This is a genomic window from Actinokineospora xionganensis, from assembly GCF_014323725.1.
Lineage (GTDB): Bacteria > Actinomycetota > Actinomycetes > Mycobacteriales > Pseudonocardiaceae > Actinokineospora > Actinokineospora xionganensis.
The window spans coordinates 550721-569204 of record NZ_JABVED010000001.1 but is presented as its reverse complement, the minus strand read 5'-3'; the positions used below and the strand labels follow the sequence as shown (position 1 = coordinate 569204).

At 70.7% G+C, this 18484-nt stretch carries 17 protein-coding genes; 6 read left to right on the top strand and 11 right to left on the bottom strand.

Annotated elements, in window-relative coordinates; genetic code table 11:
* Positions 1–37: 37 nt before the first annotated feature.
* Positions 38–1363, top strand: a complete 1326-nt coding sequence (locus tag GPZ80_RS02615) for an MFS transporter (RefSeq protein WP_187218106.1) — start codon at positions 38–40, stop codon at positions 1361–1363.
* Positions 1364–1535: 172 nt separating this feature from the next.
* On the opposite strand, the gene GPZ80_RS02610 is transcribed toward GPZ80_RS02615, so the two are convergent.
* The 3 genes from GPZ80_RS02610 to GPZ80_RS02600 form a co-directional block, all read right to left on the bottom strand.
* The gene (locus GPZ80_RS02610) at positions 1536–2813 is read right to left on the bottom strand and encodes an SPFH domain-containing protein (protein ID WP_187218105.1); all 1278 of its coding nucleotides are present in this window, start codon (positions 2811–2813) and stop codon (positions 1536–1538) included.
* A gap of 36 nt (positions 2814–2849) precedes the next feature.
* Positions 2850–3275, bottom strand: a complete 426-nt coding sequence (locus GPZ80_RS02605) for an NfeD family protein (protein WP_222718765.1) — start codon at positions 3273–3275, stop codon at positions 2850–2852.
* Positions 3276–3345: 70 nt separating this feature from the next.
* Positions 3346–4164: a DUF3097 domain-containing protein gene (locus GPZ80_RS02600; protein WP_187218103.1), complete on the bottom strand. Its 819-nt coding sequence runs from the start codon at positions 4162–4164 to the stop codon at positions 3346–3348.
* Positions 4165–4292: 128 nt separating this feature from the next.
* Between GPZ80_RS02600 and GPZ80_RS02595 the strand changes: the two genes are divergently transcribed.
* A complete protein-coding gene (locus GPZ80_RS02595) occupies positions 4293–4811 on the top strand; it encodes an RNA polymerase sigma factor (RefSeq protein WP_312880068.1) in 519 nt (172 codons plus the stop codon).
* Position 4812: 1 nt separating this feature from the next.
* Entirely contained in the window at positions 4813–5718 is a 906-nt protein-coding gene (locus GPZ80_RS02590; protein ID WP_187218102.1) for a VOC family protein, read from the top strand.
* On the opposite strand, the gene GPZ80_RS02585 is transcribed toward GPZ80_RS02590, so the two are convergent.
* Both GPZ80_RS02585 and GPZ80_RS02580 read right to left on the bottom strand, forming a co-directional pair.
* Positions 5715–6509 (bottom strand): Rv2133c family protein, encoded by a 795-nt coding sequence (locus GPZ80_RS02585; protein ID WP_187218101.1) that lies wholly within the window; start codon positions 6507–6509, stop codon positions 5715–5717. The two genes, GPZ80_RS02590 and GPZ80_RS02585, sit on opposite strands and share 4 nt — an antisense overlap.
* Before the next feature lie 6 nt (positions 6510–6515).
* Positions 6516–7082: an Rv2134c family protein gene (locus tag GPZ80_RS02580; RefSeq protein WP_187218100.1), complete on the bottom strand. Its 567-nt coding sequence runs from the start codon at positions 7080–7082 to the stop codon at positions 6516–6518.
* A gap of 112 nt (positions 7083–7194) precedes the next feature.
* Here GPZ80_RS02580 and GPZ80_RS02575 point away from each other — a divergent pair, with 112 nt between their 5' ends.
* Together GPZ80_RS02575 and GPZ80_RS02570 are read left to right on the top strand one after the other, a co-directional pair.
* Positions 7195–9132, top strand: coding sequence for a prolyl oligopeptidase family serine peptidase (locus tag GPZ80_RS02575; protein ID WP_187218099.1), 1938 nt, complete (start codon positions 7195–7197; stop codon positions 9130–9132).
* Positions 9129–10037 (top strand): S66 peptidase family protein, encoded by a 909-nt coding sequence (locus GPZ80_RS02570; RefSeq protein WP_187218098.1) that lies wholly within the window; start codon positions 9129–9131, stop codon positions 10035–10037. The genes GPZ80_RS02575 and GPZ80_RS02570 overlap by 4 nt, the downstream gene beginning before the upstream one ends.
* A gap of 244 nt (positions 10038–10281) precedes the next feature.
* On the opposite strand, the gene GPZ80_RS02565 is transcribed toward GPZ80_RS02570, so the two are convergent.
* The 4 genes from GPZ80_RS02565 to GPZ80_RS02550 form a co-directional block, all read right to left on the bottom strand.
* Positions 10282–10974 carry an MBL fold metallo-hydrolase gene (locus GPZ80_RS02565; RefSeq protein ID WP_187218097.1) on the bottom strand — a complete coding sequence of 231 codons (693 nt, stop codon included), beginning with the start codon at positions 10972–10974 and terminating at the stop codon, positions 10282–10284.
* A 58-nt stretch (positions 10975–11032) separates the two neighbouring features.
* The gene (gene mptB, locus GPZ80_RS02560; RefSeq protein ID WP_187218096.1) at positions 11033–12589 is read right to left on the bottom strand and encodes a polyprenol phosphomannose-dependent alpha 1,6 mannosyltransferase MptB; all 1557 of its coding nucleotides are present in this window, start codon (positions 12587–12589) and stop codon (positions 11033–11035) included.
* A gap of 157 nt (positions 12590–12746) precedes the next feature.
* Positions 12747–13478, bottom strand: coding sequence for a S8/S53 family peptidase (locus GPZ80_RS02555; protein ID WP_187218095.1), 732 nt, complete (start codon positions 13476–13478; stop codon positions 12747–12749).
* 106 nt (positions 13479–13584) lie between these two features.
* The gene (locus GPZ80_RS02550; RefSeq protein ID WP_222718762.1) at positions 13585–14085 is read right to left on the bottom strand and encodes a hypothetical protein; all 501 of its coding nucleotides are present in this window, start codon (positions 14083–14085) and stop codon (positions 13585–13587) included.
* A gap of 239 nt (positions 14086–14324) precedes the next feature.
* Between GPZ80_RS02550 and GPZ80_RS02545 the strand changes: the two genes are divergently transcribed.
* Entirely contained in the window at positions 14325–17477 is a 3153-nt protein-coding gene (locus GPZ80_RS02545) for a GH92 family glycosyl hydrolase (RefSeq protein ID WP_187218093.1), read from the top strand.
* Positions 17478–17512: 35 nt separating this feature from the next.
* On the opposite strand, the gene GPZ80_RS02540 is transcribed toward GPZ80_RS02545, so the two are convergent.
* Positions 17513–17956: a hypothetical protein gene (locus GPZ80_RS02540; protein ID WP_187218092.1), complete on the bottom strand. Its 444-nt coding sequence runs from the start codon at positions 17954–17956 to the stop codon at positions 17513–17515.
* The gene (locus GPZ80_RS02535; RefSeq protein WP_187218091.1) at positions 17941–18408 is read right to left on the bottom strand and encodes a hypothetical protein; all 468 of its coding nucleotides are present in this window, start codon (positions 18406–18408) and stop codon (positions 17941–17943) included. The genes GPZ80_RS02540 and GPZ80_RS02535 overlap by 16 nt, the downstream gene beginning before the upstream one ends.
* Positions 18409–18484: the final 76 nt, after the last annotated feature.

Sequence of the window (18484 nt, the reverse complement as noted above, 5' to 3'; positions counted from 1 at the left end):
ACAATCGGGGCACACCCACCACCCGACGGAGACACCGATGCCCGACCCGGGCGACGCACCCACCACCGAGCAACCCGACGTCGCGATCACGCCGCCGCCCAGACAGCTGCCGCGCGTGCTGCGCCCGTTCCGCACCCCCGCCTACCGGCGGCTCGCGCTCGCGCTGCTGCTCAACACCTTCGCCCACGGCGTGTGGATCGTGGCCCTGGTCTGGGAGGTCATCCGCGTCGGCGGCGGCCCGGCGCAGCTGTCGGTCGTCTCCACCGCCTCAGCCATCGGCGTCCTGCTGCCCGCGCTGCTCGCCGGCGTGGTGGCCGACCGGGTCCCGCAGAAGACGATCCTGCTGTGCGTGGCCGCGGTCGAACTCGGCGGCATGGCCCTGGTCGCGTTCCTGTCGTTGACCGGCAGCACCCAGATCTGGCACCTCGCGGTGGTCTCTTTCATCACCGGCATGGGCATGGCGTTCTACTACCCGGCGTACTCGGCGTGGCTGCCCGCCCTGGTGCCCGAGTCGGACCTGATGGCCGTCAACGGGTTCGAGGGCATGGTCCGTCCCACGATCGGGCAGGCCGCGGGCCCCGCCGTCGCCGGAATGGCGGTGGGCGCCTTCTCCCCCGGCATCGCCGTCGCCATCGCGGCCGCCACGGCGGCCTTCGGGTTCGTCGCGTTGACCGCCGTGCCGAAAACCGTCGTCCGCCGCGAGATCGACCCCGACGCCGCCCCCGTGCACCCGGTCAGGAGCGCCCTGACCGACATGCGCGAGGGCTTCGTCTACATGGTGCGCACACCCTGGCTGCTCGCGACGCTGCTGTTCGCCAGCGTCATGGTGTTCGTGATCATGGGACCGCTCGACGTGCTGGTTCCGTTCCTCGTCAAGGACCGCCTCGGTGGCGGCCCCGACGACCACGCCTGGGTCCTCGCCGCGTTCGGCATCGGCGGGGCTGTCGGCTCGCTGACGATGGCGTCGCTGCCGATGCCCAAGCGGTACCTCACCACCATGAACCTGACCTGGGGCGTCGGCTGCCTGCCGATGGCGGTGATGGGCATGGCCACCCAGGTGTGGGTGGTCGTGGCGGCTGCCTTCGTCCTGGGTGCGATGTTCTCCGCGCCGATGGTCATCTGGGGAACCCTGCTGCAGCGGCGCGTGCCCGCTGCACTGCTTGGCCGAGTCGCCTCACTGGACTTCTTCGTGTCCATCTCGCTGATGCCGGTGTCGATGGCCGTTGCGGGGCCGGTGTCGGAGGCGATCGGACTGGTGAACACGTTCCTGATCGCCGGGCTGGTGCCCGCGGTCGTGGCGGCGGTGGCGATCGTGTGGGCGAAGCTGCCCCAGGACGAACTTGCTCATCCTCTTCGTGACTGATCCCGGCCCGTTTCCGCTGGGCAGCCCGTTCGGATGGTTCGCCCGCTGCGTTCTTGCTGATGGCGGGTGCGCATCCACCCACCACCGGACGTCAAGAGACCGTTGGACCGAAACGCATTCCGGCCCCCACTTCACAAGGAAGCGGGGGCCGGATCAAACCGCGGCAACCGCGTTACTGGCCAGGCTGCTGCGTCGGCGGCCGCATTGCCTGGGTGCGTTCCATGTCCGGGTCGGCGACCGGGAACTGCATTCCCGGCATCGGCGACCGCGGCGCCGACGGGCCGATGCCCGCGGGCTGGTCATAGGTCTGCTTGGGCGTGGGCTGCATCGGGGGCACCGGTGAGCCCGCGGACACGTCCGCGTCGACGACCGCTTCGGCCTTGCGGACCGCCTCGGCGATTCGCGCGTCGGTTGTGGTGTCGAACCAGTCGGCGATCGCCGCGTCGTCGTCTTCGGCGCGGGAGGCCTCCGGGTCCGGTGCGGGCGGCTCGTAGCGGAAGACGCCGTCTTCGCCGGGGGCGCCGAGCATGCGGGCGAAGCCCTCGAGGGACTTGTTGAAGTCGCTGGGGATCAGCCACACCTTGTTCGCGTCGCCCTGCGCCATCAGCGGCAGCGTCTGCAGGTACTGGTAGGCCAGGACCTCCGGGGTGGGGCGGCTCGCCTTGATCGCGGCGAACACCTTCTCGATCGCCTTCGCCTGGCCCTGCGCCTGCAGGTAGCGGGCGGCCCGCTCACCCTGGGCGGCCAGAATGCGGGACTGCCGGTCGGCCTCCGCGGCCATGATGGTGGCCTGCTTGGCGCCCTCCGCGTAGAGGATCTGGCTCTGGCGCTGGCCCTGCGCGGTCATGATCGCCGCTTCCCGCTGGCCCTCGGCGTTGAGGATGATCGCGCGCTTCTCACGGTCGGCGCGCATCTGCTTCTCCATCGAGTCCTGAATGGAGGGCGGCGGGTCGATCGCCTTGAGCTCGACCCGGGCAACGCGGATGCCCCAGCGGCCGGTCTCCTCGTCGAGGACCCCGCGCAGCTGCCCGTTGATCTGGTCACGGGAGGTCAGCGTCTGCTCCAGGCTCATCCCACCGACGACGTTACGCAGCGTCGTCGTGGTGAGCTGCTCCACGGCGATGATGTAGTTCGAGATCTCGTACACCGCGGCGCGCGAGTCGGTGACCTGGAAGTACACGACCGTGTCGATCGAGACGGTCAGGTTGTCCTGGGTGATCACCGGCTGCGGGGGGAACGACACGACCTGCTCGCGCAGGTCGATGCGGGCCCGGACCCGGTCGAGGAACGGGACCAGGAAGTTCAGGCCCGGCTCGGCGACGGTGCGGAAACGCCCCAGCCGCTCGATGACCGCCGACTGCGCCTGCGGGATGACCAGGATGGACTTGACCACGACCGTGAGCACGAAAAGCACCACGAACACGGCGACGATGATGGTGGTGGGATCCACCGGTACCTCCAATTTTCGGCGCGACGATGCGCGCGATTACAGACGCTCGGCCCAGACCACCGCGGTCGCACCGGAGATCTCCACGACCGTGACGGCCGTGCCCGGTTCCAACACCTGCGACTCGTCGAACGCGCGCGCCGACCACTCCTGGCCCTTGAACTTGACCCGCCCGCCGGTGCGGTCGACCGTGGACACCACGGTGGCGCTGCTGCCGATGTGCGCGGCCACGTTGTCCGGGATGTGCGCGCCGTGCATCCGGGCCTTGAGCCAAGGCCGGGCAACGGTGATCAGCCCGATCGAGGTGATCGCGAACACCAGCGCGGTGATGAAGACGTTGCCGAAGAGGAACTCGGCCCCCGCCCCCGCCAGCGCCGCTGTGCCGAGCATGAGCAGGAAGAAATCACCCGACAGGATCTCGGCCGCGATCAGGACGATTCCAGCGATGAGCCAAATCAGCGCCATGCACACATCGTGTCAGATTTCGGCGACCCGCATCGGCTGATCGGAGCAACTCCGACCGTGTCGTGACCAGTCAGTTCTCGCCCGGGTCGGTCACGAAGTCGATCAGCCGTTCCACCGCGCCCACCAGGGGCGGTTCCAGGTCGCGGAAACCGGTGACCGCGGCCCCCACCCGGCGCCACCCGTCGGCGGGCTCACCCCAGCCCAAGGCGTCGCACACGCCGACCTTCCACTCGGTGCCGCGCGGCACCGTCGGCCATTTCGCGATGCCGACGACGGACGGTTTCACCGCCGCCCACACGTCGATGTAGGGGTGGCCGGTGACGAGCACGTTGTCGTCGCGCAGCCCGTCGACGACCCGGGACTCCTTGCTGCCCGGCACGAGGTGGTCGACCAGGACTCCCAGGCGCCTGCCCGGGCCGGTGCCGAACTCGGCGACCCGCTCGGCCAGGTGGTCGATGCCGTCGAGCGGTTCGACCACCACGCCCTCGACTCGCAGGTCGTGCCCCCACACCAGTTCCACCAGTTCGGCGTCGTGGATGCCCTCGACCCAGATCCGGCTCTCCCGCGCGGTCCGCGCCCGGTGGCCCCGCACCTTCACCGACCCGGACGCGGACACCTTCGGCGCGCTCGGCGGCGCGGCCGCGGGTGGGCGGATCAGGGTGACGGGGGCGCCGTCGAGGAGGAAGCCGGCCGGATTCAGCGGGAAGAGCCTGCGGCCGCCGCGGCGGTCCTCCAGCACGACGTTGCCGTACTCGAACCCGACGACCGCGCCGCAGAACCCGCTGGCCGGGTCTTCCACGACGACACCGGGTTCGGCGAGGACCTCGGGGATCTGCTTGCGGGCCCGCCCGCCGGAAAGGATGTCACGGCCATAGTCCTGTGAGCGCACGCCCGACAACCTAGCGACCCCACCGCCGACCCAGAGCCAGGCACGCCGACCACCCCTCCCCGCGAGTCGCGGGAGAAAGTCTGGGCTCTGCCCGTCGGAGTCGGGGGTTCCCGAGCGACGATGGGGATGTGAGCACGCGACCGGGTGTGCGGCCCGATCCGGCGTTGGGCCTGCTGGCCCGCTACGACGAGGTCCTGCCGCAGGTCTACGGCTACCTGCTGGCACGGTGCCGCGTCGCCGCGCTGGCCGAGGACCTGACGGCGGAGACCTTCCTGGCCGCCGTCGCCGCCCTGCGCAAACCGGGTGCGCCCGAGCTGACCGTGGGTTGGCTCATCGGGGTGGCCCGACACAAGCTCGCCGACCACTGGCGGCGCGAGGAACGCGAGCGACGTGGGCTGGTCGCGCTCGACGGCGAGACCGAGCACGTCGAGGATCCGTGGGAGGTCCACCTGGACGTGATGGCCGCCCACGACGTCCTCGCTGAACTCGGCCCGCACCACCGGGCCGCGCTCACCCTCCGGTACCTCGATGGGCTGCCCGTCCCCGACGTCGCCGACTGCCTCGGCCGCACGGTGCACGCCACCGAGGCGTTGCTCGTGCGCGCGCGGGGCGCGTTCCGCAAGACCTACCAGGGAAAGGAGGGCTGACATGACCGACCCGATGGACGCCCTCCGCGCGCCGATCCAGCCGGTGGACCCTGACCCGATTTTCGCCGACGACCTGCGTGAGCGGCTGCGCCGCGCGGTCCTCGGCCCGACAGGAAGCAGTGAGATGACCGCACAGAAGACCAAGGCCGTGGTTCCGGAAAGCGAACTGGGCTGGGGGCCGACGCTGAGCCCGTACATCGCGGTGAGCGACGCCCGCGCCGCGATCGACTGGTACCTCGAGGTGTTCGACGCCCACCAGCGCGGTGAGGTGTACGAGATGGAGGGCGGCGCCATCGGCCACGCCGAGATCGGCATCGGCGACGCGGTGCTGATGATCGCCGAGGGCGGTATCGGGGAGGTGCCGGTGGCCGCGCCGGAATCGCCGCGCACGTTCAGCACGACTCTGCACGTGCAGGTCCCGGACGTGGACGCCACGGTCGCGCTCGCCGAGCAGCGGGGCGCGGCGATCGAGCGGCGCCCGGTGGACCAGCCCTACGGTCGGGTGGCGGCGTTCGTCGACCCGTTCGGCCACCGCTGGCTGCTCAACACACCCCCGCCGACCGCGTCCCGGCACCGACCGGGCGAGGTGGCGTACACGACGATGGTCGTGGCCGACGATGAGAAGGCGAAGGCGTTCTACGGGTCGGTGCTCGGCTGGGAATTCGAACCCGGGTCGCTACCGCACGCCTGGGGCGTGGTCGGGATGGCGGATTTCGGTTTGTGGGGTGATCCGTCGCAGCGGCCGGAAGTGCAGCTCTGCTACCGGGTCAATGACTTGGACGCGGCGTTGGAGCGGGTTCGGGCCAACAACGGCACGGCGCAGGAGATCCAACACAAGCCGTATGGGCTGATGGTGGAGTGCACCGACGACCAGGGGGCCCGCTTCCAGCTGTGGGCAACGCCCTAGAAGGCGGGCCACGGGATGGGGCGCAGCTCCGGGTCGGGCGCCGGAAAGATCGGGGCGGCCAGCAGTCGGGCCACCCGGGAGCGCAGGGCCTTGATCTCCCGCTTCGTCAGGTGCGGCGACAGGGCCTCGGGAAGTTCGGCGTCCAAAGCCGCGCGGAGGGTGGCCAAGGCGTCGAGAACGTCCTCCGGCAGGGGTTCGCTCGACCAGCCCCACAACACCGTGCGCAGCTTGTTCTCGCTGTGCAGGCTGATGCCGTGGTCCACCCCGTAGACGCCTCCGTCGGTGCCGTGCAGGACGTGGCCGCCCTTGCGGTCGGCGTTGTTGATCACGACGTCGAGGGCGGCGAGGCGGGCGACGTCGGGGTGGTCGGAGTGGACCAGGACCGCGGGTTCGCCGCGGCGGTCATGGGCGCGCAGGATGGGCCGCCACCCGGTGGGCACCTCATCGGGTGCGAGCACGTCGACCAGGTCGTCACCGTCCTTGGTGTCGACCCACAGCTGCACCATGCCCGGGCCGACCGGGCCGTCGCGCAGCACCGTCGGCGGGATCAGCGGCAGCCCGGCCGCCTGGGCGACCAGGTATGACGCGACCTCGCGGCCTGCGAGTGTGCCGTCGGGGAAGTCCCACAGCGGGCGCTCACCGGCGACCGGCTTGTACACGCACTGCGCCCGCACACCGTCGAGTTCGACCGCGCAGAACAGGGTGGTGTTCGAGGCGTCGACGAGCCTGCCCTCGATGTCGATCGAGCCGCGCAGTAGTAAGTCCCCGGCGGCCGGGTCGGTGGGGCGCACGGTTGGTCAGCCCTCTTCGGTGCGGCGGTACCCGTTCTGCCGGGGACACACGTGCCCGGCCGGGTCCAGCGGTTCGGCGCACAGCGGGCACGGTTTGCGGCCGGCGTTGACGACCTTGCCCGCCCGGTCGGCGAACGCCCGGGCCTCCAGGGGCGTGAGGAACACGCGGACGGCGTCGGGGCCTTCCTCGGTGTCGTCGAGGACGACCGACTCGTCGACCTCGCCCTCGGTGACCGCGAGCAACTCGATGACGACGGCGCTGCTCTCCGCGTCCCAGCCCAGGCCCATGGTGCCGACGCGGAACTCCTCCTCGACGGGCACCTGCAGCGGGTCGGCGTCGACCTGGTCTTCGGGGACGTCGCCGGGCAGCTCCGCGCCGAAGCGGCGGTGGACCTCTTCGAGCAGCGAGCCGATGCGTTCGGCGAGGACCGCGACCTGCTGCTTCTCGATGGTCACGCTGACGGTGCGGGCGCTCTCGACGGCTTGCAGATAGAAGACGCGGTCGCCGGGCTGCCCGACTGTGCCTGCGATGAAGCGGTCGGGCTGGCGGAAGACGTGGATCACACGGGCCATGGCACCCCAAACCCTATTGCACATCGGTGTGGCCGGCAGGCCATGCCCCCGTCGGGAGGGTCACCACTCCACGGTATCCGCTTCTTCGCCGGTGATCGGTAGTGTCATTGCTGTGGTGAAGATCGCTTCGTATGGGACATGGGCATCGCCGATCGACGCGGCCGTGGTGGCGCAGTCGGGCCGACGCCCCGGATGGACGAGCACGCACGCCTCCGGTGTGTGGTGGACCGAGAGCAGGCCCGCCGACGGCGGTCGCCTCGCCTTGGTGCGCCATGACGGGGTCGGGGCGCGGGACGTGGTCGCCGCGCCCTGGAACGTGCGCAACCGGGTCCATGAGTACGGCGGCAACCCGTACGTGGTGTTCGACGACGTCGTCGCGTTCACCAACTGGGACGATCAGCGGATCCACACCGTCGACATCGAGGGCAAGGGTGAGCCCGCGCCGATCAGCCCGGAGCCCGGGCGGCCCCAGGGCGCGCGCTACGCCGACCTGATCGCGGGCCCGGACGGCGCCCACGTGTGGTGCGTGCGCGAGACCGTCACCGGGGACCTGCCCATCGACGTGCGCCGTGACCTGGTGGCTGTGCCGCTCTCCGGTGGCGAACCCCAGGTGCTCGTCGCGTCGCACCACTTCATGACCGCGCCCAAGCCCAGCCCCGACGGGCGCTACGCCGCGTGGCTCGGCTGGGAGCACCCGGACATGCCGTGGGACAGCGCCGAACTGTGCGTCGCGGAAGTCCTCGCGGACGGCTCGTTCGGCCCGCACCGGGTCGTGGCCGGTGGTGGGAGTGAAGCGGTGTGCCAGGTGGAGTGGGAAGCCGAGGACTCGCTGCTCGTGCTCACCGACCCTCAGGGGTGGTGGAACCTGCACCGCGTCGGACTCGACGGGACCGCGGTCAACCTCGCCGCGTGCGAGGAGGAGATCGGCGGGCCGCTGTGGATGCTGGGCTACCGGTGGTTCGCCCCACTGGGCCGCGGCCGGTTCGTGGTGCTGCGTGGCGGGCGGCTCGCGGTGCTCGACGAGCGCAGCGGCACCGTCACCGACATCGACACCGACCTGCCGAGTTGGGCGTCGGACCTCAGCGCTGTCGACGGGGTCGTGACCGCTGTCGCGGGTGGGCCGGTCTCCGAGCCCGCGGTGGTGTCGCTGAACCTGTCCAACGGTGAGCTGAGCGTGCTGTCGGAACCGTCGACCGGGATACCGGACGAGCGGTACTTGCCGCGCCCGGTCGAGCGGACGTTCGTCGCCGCCGACGGCCGGAAGATCCCCGCGTACGTGCTGGCGCCGACCAACCCCGACTTCGCCGCGCCCGAGGGTGAGCTGCCCCCGTATGTGGTGCACGTCCACGGTGGCCCCACCTCGGCCTATTCCCCCGTGCTGAGCCTGAGCCTGGCGTACTTCACCAGCCGCGGCATCGGTGTCGTCGCGGTCAACCACGGCGGCTCCACGGGGTACGGCCGCGAGTTCCGCGAAGTCCTCAAGGAGCAGTGGGGTGTGGTCGACGTCCAGGACTGCGCGACCGTCGCGGCCGCGCTGGCCGCGGAGGGCACGGCCGACGTGGAGCGTCTCGCGGTGCGCGGCGGCAGCGCGGGCGGCTGGACGGCGGCCGCGTCGATGACCACGGTCGACACCTACGCGTGCGGCGCCATCCACTTCCCCATCCTCGACCTGTCGAGCTGGACCAGCGGTGGCGGCGAGACCCATGACTTCGAGTCCCGGTACCTCGAAGGCCTGGTCGGTTCGCTGCCCGAGCACATCGACCGCTACACCGAGCGCTCCCCGATCAACCACATCGACAAGCTCGCGGGCCCGGTGCTGCTGCTGCAGGGCCTGGAGGACGAGGTGTGCCCGCCGGAGCAGGCCAACCGGTTCGTCGCCGGGCTCGACGGCACCGGCGTCCCCCACGCCTACCTGACCTTCGAGGGCGAGCAGCACGGGTTCCGCAAAGCGGAGTCGATCATCGCCGCGCACGAGGGCGAGCTGTCGTTCTACGGGCAGGTCTTCGGGTTCACCCCACCCGGTGTGCCCGTGCTGGAGCTGCGCAGGTGACGCGGGCCCGCCCACGCAGGCTCGGCCCCGGGTCGACGGTCGCCGTGGTGGCGCCCGCGGGCCCGGTGGACCCCGAGCAGCTTGAGCGGGGCGTGGCGGTGCTGGAGTCGTGGGGGTTGCGGGTCGAGCTCGGCAAACACGTCCTCGACCGGCACCCCACGCTGCCGTACCTGGCGGGCCGCGACGCCGACCGGGCCGCCGACCTGGTGCGGGCGTGGTGCGACCCCGACATCGACGCGGTGTTCTGCGCCCGCGGCGGGTACGGGTGCCAGCGGATGGTCGACCTGCTCGACCTCGACGCGATGGCGGCGGCGGGCCCGAAGGTGTTCGCCGGGTCCAGCGACGTCACGGTCCTGCACGACGAGATCGGCGCTGCCCTGAACCTGTCGACGTTGTTCGCGCCGATGATCGCGGGCCACTTGTTCGACCCTTTGGCGCAGTCGCATCTGCGGTCTACGTTGTTCTCGCCGGAGTCGGTGCTGGAGTTGATCGGTCCCCGGACCGCGACTGCTGGGCATGGGGTCGCTTCGGGAGTGACTGTCGGCGGGACCCTGAGCTTGATCGTCGGGATGCTGGGGGCGCCTGGGGCTGCTCCGCCGCCGGACGGGTCGATCTTGTTGCTGGAGGATGTGACCGAGAAGCCTTACCGGGTGGATCGGATGTTGACTCAGCTGTTGCGGGCTGGGTGGTTCACCGGGGTTTCCGGGATCGCTTTGGGATCTTGGGCCGGATGTGGGGATGTGCGGCCGGTTGTGGCTGATTTGTTGGGGAGTCTTGGGGTTCCGATGGTGTGGGAGCTTGGGTTCGGGCACTGTCCTGGGCAGCTCACTGTGCCGCTCGGTGCGGCCGCTGTGTTGGATGCCGACAACGGGACTTTGACGTTGGACTCGCCCGCGCTCGTATAGGCGGGGGCGCACGGCTCGGTGGTGTTCGCCGAGTCGGCTTGATCTGGGGAGCCCGGAGAAGGACCTGCACGGTAAAGCGGGCAGGAGAAACCGCCCCGCGCCAGGCGCGTCTATGTCCTTCTCCCCCAGATGAAGCCGACTCGCGGCGAACACCACCCACCCGTGCGTTTTCGTTGGATGGCTGCGGATGGTTGGGGCGCTGGGTCTGTCTGGGGCTGGTCCGTGTGGGGCCGGGTCGCGTTTCTTAGGCGGTCGAGTGCGTGGCGAGCGCCGAACGCAGCGCCGTGGCTGCTTCGCCCACAACTGGGTCACCGTGGCCTAAGCAAGCGATGACCACGTCGAGTTCCGACTGACGCCGCAACGATTCCATCGCGCGGTCCGGGTCGGAGTTGAACACGCCGAGGATCACCTGGTTCTCGTGGCGGGCGATGGTGTCGCCGCAGAAGAGCACTCGGTGTTCGGGCAGGAAGAACGCGACGCTGCCATCGGTGTGCCCGGGCACCGACAACACCTGCGCTCCCCCGCCGAACGGCAGGATTTCCCCGCCTTCGAGCTCCACATCCACTGGACAAGGGACCGCGTCGGGGACAGTCGGGACGATCGAGTCGTAGAGCGGGCGTTCCCAGTCCTGCAGCACCGGCACCGGTGGCGCCGCATCCCCACGAACCAGCGGCGCGTCGGCGTGGTGGGCGAACACGGGGGCGCCGTGCCAGGTGCGGACTTCGGCCGCGTTGCCGGTGTGGTCGTTGTGGCCGTGGGTGAGCACTATCCGCTTGATCGCCGCCGTGGTCAGCCCCAAGCCGGTAACCGCGTCGGCGATGGTCTGGGCTGACCCCGCCGCTCCGGTGTCGATCAGCGTGAGGTCGTCGCTGTCGCGCCACAGGTAGGCCTGGCCCACTGGGAAACGAATCAGGGTGAGGTTTTCGGTGATCAGCATGCCCGCGAGGCTAGGCGCGTGATCACGCGCCTAGCCTGCGGTTTCGCGCAGAGCGCAGTCAGACCTTCGCGGGAAGGGTGACCAGTTCCTGGCGTTCGCCGAACAGGCCCAGCGGGTCGTTGCGCAGCAGGGAGATCCCCGCCAGCACCGACACCGCGATGGCGCCCGCGATGAACGGCCAGTTGTAGAGCAGGTCCTCGCCCGCGGGCGAGTAGGTCAGCACCAGGAACACCGCGGCGCTGGCCAGGATCGCCAGCTGGCGGCGCTGCCACGGCAGTGCGGCGGCGATCACGAAGCCCCAGGTGAGGTACCACGGCAGGGTGGCGGGCGAGAGGACCGCGACGGCGAACAGGATGAACGCCATGCGGCGGACCGCGTCGGAGCCGCCGTGTCGGGACAGCCACCACTGGCGGATCGCGATGGCGAAGAACAGCAGGCCGCCGATGGCGCGGGCGGTGTTGACGAACCAGCTCTTGTTCGCGTCGATGACGACGTTGACGACCGTGTGGACGATCTCGCCGACGGCGGTCGGGATCGACAGCCAGTTGACGATCATCGCGGGTGCCTGCAGGGCCTTGAACCAGCCCAGGTTGACCCCGGCGAGCCAGGTCGTCGCGGCGAACGCGCCGACGAAGATGCCGACGGAGGCGGCGCAGGCGCGGGCGAAGTTCTTCCAGAACGTCGAGTTCAGGTGGCCCGCCCACACCCACACCAGGAACGGCAGGGCGATCGCGGCGGTGGCCTTGACCGCGGCGCCGAGGGTGACCAGGAGGATGCCCACGACATGCTTGCGGTCGAGCACGCACAGCGTGCCCGCGGCGAGGAAGCCCACCATCAGCAGGTCGTTGTGGGGGCCGCCGACGAGGTGCACGACGGTCATCGGGCCCGCGATGGCCAGCCACAGGGTGGTCGGCAGGTTGCCGCCGAGGTGGCGGACCAAGCCGGGCAGGGCCCACAGCAGCAGGCCGAGGCCGATCAGCAGCGCCAGGCGCATGAGGATGACGCCGAGGATCATGTTCGTCCCGGCTACCGCGGCGATGCCCTTGGCCAAGAGGATGAACAACGGCCCGTACGGCGCGGGCGTGGTCTGCCAGAACGGGTGCACGTTCTGCACGAGTTCCTGCAGGCCCAGCACGATCGGACCGACCGCGTACGGGTCCTGGCCGTAGAGCGGCAGCGCGCCCTGGGCGAGGTAGGAGAACACGTCACGGGTGAACACCGGTGGCGAGATGAGCAGTGGGCCCATCCAGCACGCGGCGGCGACGAGGACCGGTCGGGACCCGACCCGGCCTGCGAGCACGTGCCTGCCCAGCCGGATCCAGGCCCACACGACGAGCGCGAAGCCGAGGTAGAGCACGACGGTGGCCAGCATGCGGCCGTGGCCGTATCTGATCCACGACAACGGGCCGTGGCCGAGGACGGGGTCGCTGACGAGGATGCCCGCGGCGCCGAACGCGCTGATGAGGATCATCAGGCTGCCTGCGGTGCCGAGGGCGATCGTGCGCACGGGAAGGGGGCCCCTGGGCTCGACGGCGGCGGGGGCTTCAGCGTGCTCAATCTTCTCTGCGACCAAGGACTCTTCCACGTCTGGAGACGGATCTGTGGTGGTGGCCATCGTGGGTTGAGATTACACAGGGCACGCGGACCGCTTTCGCGCAATGGTCATTACGGCGGTACCGCACGCGTGCGATTGGTCACCTGAGGTAGCCGCCGAACGGCTCACGTGCGGCGGACGTGCCGCTTGGGTGAGCGGACACACAGGGTCCGCCATGTCACCCGGCGGCGAAGTTGAGCAGCCCGAGGTGTTCGTGGGCACGGGTCGCGTCGAGCAGCGGCGGGCCGCTGCGGCGCGGGTTGGTGGCGCCGATGGACAGGGCGGAGCGGACCCGGTGTCCGCCCGCGAGAGGGTGCAGCGAGAGCAGCAGCGCGGCGGTCCCGGCGACGAGGGCGGCGGCGACGCCGTTGCCGGTGGCGGGCCCGGTGGCCCCGGGGAGGTCCTCGCCGGGCGCGAGCAGGCCGCGGGGGTCGTCCTCGAGTTCGACGAACCAGCTGACCCGGCCCGACGGTGAGCAGGAGGAGACGGGCAGCACCCACGAGTGGGTGGTCAGATCGGTGTGGGGTCCGCCCGCGGCGATGATGAGTACCCCGCGGTCGGCGGCCCGGTCGAGGGTCTCGGCGAGGATGCGTCGTTCGTGCACGCCGCCCTCGAGCAGGCAGGCGCCGATGGCGATGACGTTCGCTGGGCCGTCGAGCAGCTCCCCCAGGGTCACCGATAACTCGCTCGGGGTGACGCCCGCGTCGGGGCAGCCGCGGGGCAGGATCGGGCACAGGGGGCTGACCGAGAGCGCGTCGCCGCTCAGGACGCCTGCGAGGGCGGTGATGTCGTTGTCGCCGCTGACGAGTCCGATGGCGATGTCGGGCGAGCCCGCGCCGTGGCGGCGGACCGGGGGCAGCCGCACCAGGTCGAGCAGCGGTGAACGAACGCGGCGGCGCGTTCCGATCATGGCCGCACACCTCCAGCCGTCGTCTCGGCCTCGCGGAGGTCTCCGCCGGGCCTCGCGAACTGTAGCGGCGGGACGTCGCTGTGTGATCACTCCAAGTGAGTGAACCTCAGCCGGTCGAGGCCTTGACGCGGCCCGCGGAGAAGCGGTTGACCGCGTCGAGGATCTCGTCGCGGCCGCGGGTGAACAGGCGGGTGTCCACGGGCAGGCCGGGGCCGGAGGCGACCGGCCAGGCGTCGCGCCGGTGCAGGCCGGTCACGCCCGCGGTGCCTGGGGTGACGCCCGCGCGGAGCCGGAAGCGCAGGGTGGGGCCGTCGACGACGACCTGGCGCACGGTGTCCCATGGCAGGAAGGCGGGGCCTTGGCCGGTGGGCAGCCGCACGCCGGTCACGTCGATCAGCAGCGGTGACTCGCGGCGGTGGCGGCGGAAGTAGTAGGCACCGAGTTTGGCGCCCGGGGCGGCGAGCGCGGCGCCGATCAGGAGGATCGCGACGCCGGCACCGATCACGTCGGCGACGGTGGCGATGATCACCGCGAGCAGGGCGAGCACCCCGCCCGCGACCCAGGGGACCAGTGGTCGCCGCCAGGCGTCGAGATCGACATCGGCCACGAACGATTCCCCGGCCCCAGACGTCATCGCATGGTCCTCCCCGACAGAGTTCGATGTTGGGGCGACCTTATGGGCCGGGCGGGTACCGGCTGGTAGCAACCCGCCGGGCGGGTGGGATGAGCTCGGTCACCGTCGAAGATGGGTGGGCGGGCGCCGCTTCCTCGTCGACACCCGCCGGTGCCCATCATGCCGGGTGCGTCGCGGCCCCGACCACTCGAATTTCGGCCTACCCTTGATCAATGACCTTCCGCACGTCGTTCGAGTCCGATGATGCCGTCCCGACCTGGTCGGACACCGTGGAGGTGTCGGCGCGCGGCGCGGCGGTGTCGGGTGGGGCGACGCTGCGGACCAGGGTGGAGGGCGGTCCGGCCGACGCGCCCGCCGCCCGGCCGGGTGTCGGTTTCACCGGTTCGTGTGCGCTCCGGTACGAGGGCGCGCACACGGCGGCGGGGGTCGGCTTCCAGACGAACCGGGTGTTCTGGACGGAGATCCCGGTAGTGGCGGACACCGTGCTGAGCTACGTGGTTTTCCCGGAGCTGGTGGGCGGCGACCTGCGGTATCCGAGCACGTATGTGGCCGTGGACCTGCTGTTCGACGACGGCACCTATCTCGGCGAGCTCGGCGCGGTGGACCAGCTGGGGTTTCCGATGACCCCGCTGGGGCAGGGCGGGTCGCGGGCGCTGTTCCCGGACCAGTGGAACCACCGGTCGGTGCGGTTGGGCGAGGTGGCGGCGGGCCGGACGATCACCCGGATCCTGGTGGCCTACCGCGGTCCGGAGGGCCCGGCGGAGTTCGCGGGGTGGATCGACGACCTCGCGATCGAGTCGGTCCCGCGGCGGGTGCTCGACCCGGTCGACCGGGTGCTCACCACGCGCGGGACGCACTCGTCGGGCGAGTTCTCCCGGGGCAATACTTTTCCGGCGACGGCGGTGCCGCACGGGTTCAACTTCTGGACGCCGGTGACGAACGCGGCGGTGACGAACTGGTTCTACGAGTACCACCGCGGGTCGACCCCGGGGAACCGGCCCGCGCTGCAGGCCATCGGGATCAGCCACCAGCCCAGCCCGTGGATGGGTGACCGGCACACCTTCCACCTCATGCCGACGCGGGAGACGAAGGTGGGGCGGGAGGCGCGGGCGCTGACGTTCGGCCGGGACGACGAGCTCGCCCGGCCGCACTGCTACGAGGTGCGGTTCGACAACGGGATCCGGGCGGAGGTGGCGCCCACAGACCACGCGGCGGTGCTGCGGTTCACCTTCCCGCCGGGTCAGGCGAACCTGGTGCTCGACAACGTGGGTCTCGGCGGGGCGGTGCGGGTCGCGCCGGACGGGACGATCACCGGGCACTCCGATGTCCGCAGCGGCCTGTCGGTGGGGGCGGGACGGATGTTCGTGCACGCCACCGTGGACCGCCCGGTCCGCGAGGCCGGGCACCGGCTGCGGGGGCTCGCGTGGGCGCGGACCGCGCTGGTGCGGTTCGAGCCGGAGGCCGAGGGCGAGACGGTGCTGACGGTGCGGATCGCGACGTCGCTGATCAGCCCCGAGCAGGCGCGGCGCAACCTCGAGACGGAGATCGGTCCGGACGACACGTACGAGTCGGTGCGTGATCGGGCGCGGGCCCAGTGGGCGCAGTTGCTCGGTCGGGTGGAGGTCGAGGGGGCGAGCGAGGACGAGCTGACGACGCTGTACTCGTGTCTGTATCGGCTGTTCCTCTATCCGAATTCCGGATACGAGGAGACCGCGTCGGGTCCGCGCTACGCCAGCCCGGTGAGCCCGCCCGCCATCGTCGAGGGCAAAGTGTTCGTCAACAACGGGTTCTGGGACACCTACCGCACCTGCTGGCCCGCGTACGCCCTGCTCGCCCCGACCCGCTGCGGTGAGCTGATCGACGGGTTCCTGCAGCAGTACCGCGACGGCGGGTGGGTCTCGCGGTGGTCCTCCCCCGGTTACGCCAACCTGATGACCGGCACCAGCTCCGACGTCGCGTTCGCCGACGCCTACCTCAAGGGTGTGCGCGGCTTCGACGTCCGCGACGCCTACGCCGCGGCCCTGCGCAACGCGACGGTGACGCCGCCGGACGAGTCGGTGGGCCGCAAGGGGCTGGAGCGGTCGATCTTCCTGCACTACACGCCGACCAGCACCCATGAGGGCCTGTCGTGGGCGATGGAGGGCTGTGTCAACGACTTCGGCATCGCCAACCTCGCCGCCGCGTTGGGCGATGAGGACAACCATGCCTACTTCCTCGACCGGGCCCGGCACTACGTCCACCACTTCGACGAGCGGATCGGGTTCTTCCAGGGCCGTGCGGCCGAGGGGTGGCGGTGCTCGCCCGCGTCCTACGACCCGAAGGTCTGGGGCCACGACTACACCGAGACCAACGGGTGGACCGCCGCGTTCGCCGTCCCGCATGACGGAGCCGGTTTGGCGGAGCTCTACGGCGGCCGCGACAAGATGGCCGCGAAGCTCGACGAGTACTTCGCCACCCCCGAGACGGGCACACACCCGGGGTCCTACCGCCGGGTCATCCACGAGATGACCGAGGCGCGCGACGTGCGGATGGGGCAGTACGGGCACAGCAACCAGCCCGCCCACCACATCCCGTACCTCTATACCCAGGCAGGGCAGCCCGCGCGCGCCCAGGAGAAGGTGCGCGACGTGCTGGCGCGGCTCTACCAGGGCAGTGAGATCGGCCAGGGGTACGTGGGCGACGAGGACAACGGCGAGATGTCGGCCTGGTTCCTGTTCAGCGCATTGGGTTTCTACCCGTTGCGCGTGGGCAGCCCCACCTACTCGATCGGCTCGCCGTTGTTCCCGCGCGCGGTAGTGCGGCTGGAGAACGGCCGGGAGTTGGTGGTGACGGCGTCGAACCACGGCAGGCGCAACGTGTACGTGCAGAGCCTGCGGGTCAACGGCGAGCCGTACCGGCTGACCTACATCAGCCACGAGATCCTCGCCGAGGGCGCCCGACTGGAGTTCGAGATGGGTCCGGAACCCTCGGATTGGGGCACCGGTCCCGACGCCGCTCCCCCGCCGGTGGGCGCGGGCCCACCGCTGCGCGACCTCACCCAGGGCATGGCAGGTCCGCTGTTCGACGACACGACGCGCACAGAGTCCCTTGTGGACGTTGCGGTGGAGATCGAGACGGGCCCGGGCGAGGTGCTGATCTACACCCTGACCTCAGGCGGCGAGGGTCCGGACCCGACCGACTGGGTGCTGCGCGGGTCGATGGACGGGGTGATCTGGGACGAACTGGACCAGCGCACCGACCAGGAGTTTCCGTGGCGCAGGCAAACCCGGCCCTTCAAGGTGAAGGCGCCGGGCCCGTATCGCCACTACGCGCTGGTCTTCGAAGGCGCGGTCAGCCTGGCCCAGATCGAGCTGCTCGCTCAGTAGCGGCCGGGCTGGAAGCGCACGCCGGTCAGGACAAGTCAGGTCGAGCGCAGCCAGGCGGTTGTGTCGCGGTGCCAGGTCTGGATCAGGCTGATGACCGGCAGCACGGCGAACGCCACGGCGAAGCGGGTGACCACGGCCTGCCCACCCGCGGGGTCGTGCACCTCGATGTCGCCGCCGAACTCGACCGCGGTGGCGATCCACAGGCACGACAGGACGAGCTGCACGGCGTTGCCACTGGTCAACACCTTGCGGCCGCGGCCATGCAGCAGCATGATCCCGCCGTGGACCAGCAGGTACAGCCCGATGACCTGCAGCACCGCGAGCCCGAGGACGGCCGGAGCGGCGGAGTCGTCGCGCAGGATGCCGACCATGAGCATGTAGATCGTCGTCATCGCGGTGGCGGCTCCCTGGACGAACGCCAACGCCGCGGCCGACAGCACCACACCTGGCCGGTCGGGGGTCATCAGCGGGCTCGGCACGATCCCAGCCAGGCGGTGGTGGTGCCGCGCCGCGCCTGGATGAGGCTGATCGTGGGCAGCACCGCGAACAGCAGCGCGATGAGGACCAGGACGGCTCGGACGCCGGCGACGGATGCCAGGCCGAGTGTCGGCATGAGCAGGAAGACCACCAGGTACCCCAGGCAGATGACCAGCTCCAGGACGGCGCCCGCGACGAGCGGGGTCCTGCTCTTGCCCTGCATCAGCTGGATTCCGCCGTAGGCCAGCAGGCCCACGCCGATGAGCTGGGCGACTCTGACCAGCAGGCTCATCCAGGCCTCGGCGTTGAAGTCGAACATGGTCAGCGTGGTCGTCGCGGTGATCCCGGCCTGGATGAAGGCGAGCACCGCCGCCGCGGTCGCCGAGCCCGGACGCGCGTCCGCGGCTGGTGAGACCTCGGGGGCCGCCGGGAGGTCTTCCAGGTCGTGCGTCATCCATGCTCCTAGCTCACGGCCGATCCGTTCGATCGGAGGCCGCATGATCGCATGATGGTGACAGGTCGGCCGCGGC

Excerpts from the sequence above, each read along its gene's own strand:
- GPZ80_RS02615 (WP_187218106.1), top strand. The coding sequence starts at position 38 with ATGCCCGACCCGGGCGACGCACCCACCACCGAGCAACCCGACGTCGCG.
- GPZ80_RS02605 (WP_222718765.1), bottom strand. The coding sequence starts at position 3,275 with ATGGCGCTGATTTGGCTCATCGCTGGAATCGTCCTGATCGCGGCCGAG.
- GPZ80_RS02590 (WP_187218102.1), top strand. The coding sequence starts at position 4,813 with ATGACCGACCCGATGGACGCCCTCCGCGCGCCGATCCAGCCGGTGGAC.
- GPZ80_RS02580 (WP_187218100.1), bottom strand. The coding sequence starts at position 7,082 with ATGGCCCGTGTGATCCACGTCTTCCGCCAGCCCGACCGCTTCATCGCA.
- GPZ80_RS02565 (WP_187218097.1), bottom strand. The coding sequence starts at position 10,974 with ATGCTGATCACCGAAAACCTCACCCTGATTCGTTTCCCAGTGGGCCAG.
- mptB (WP_187218096.1), bottom strand. The coding sequence starts at position 12,589 with ATGGCCACCACCACAGATCCGTCTCCAGACGTGGAAGAGTCCTTGGTC.
- GPZ80_RS02555 (WP_187218095.1), bottom strand. The coding sequence starts at position 13,478 with ATGATCGGAACGCGCCGCCGCGTTCGTTCACCGCTGCTCGACCTGGTG.
- GPZ80_RS02545 (WP_187218093.1), top strand. The coding sequence starts at position 14,325 with ATGACCTTCCGCACGTCGTTCGAGTCCGATGATGCCGTCCCGACCTGG.
- GPZ80_RS02535 (WP_187218091.1), bottom strand. The coding sequence starts at position 18,408 with ATGACGCACGACCTGGAAGACCTCCCGGCGGCCCCCGAGGTCTCACCA.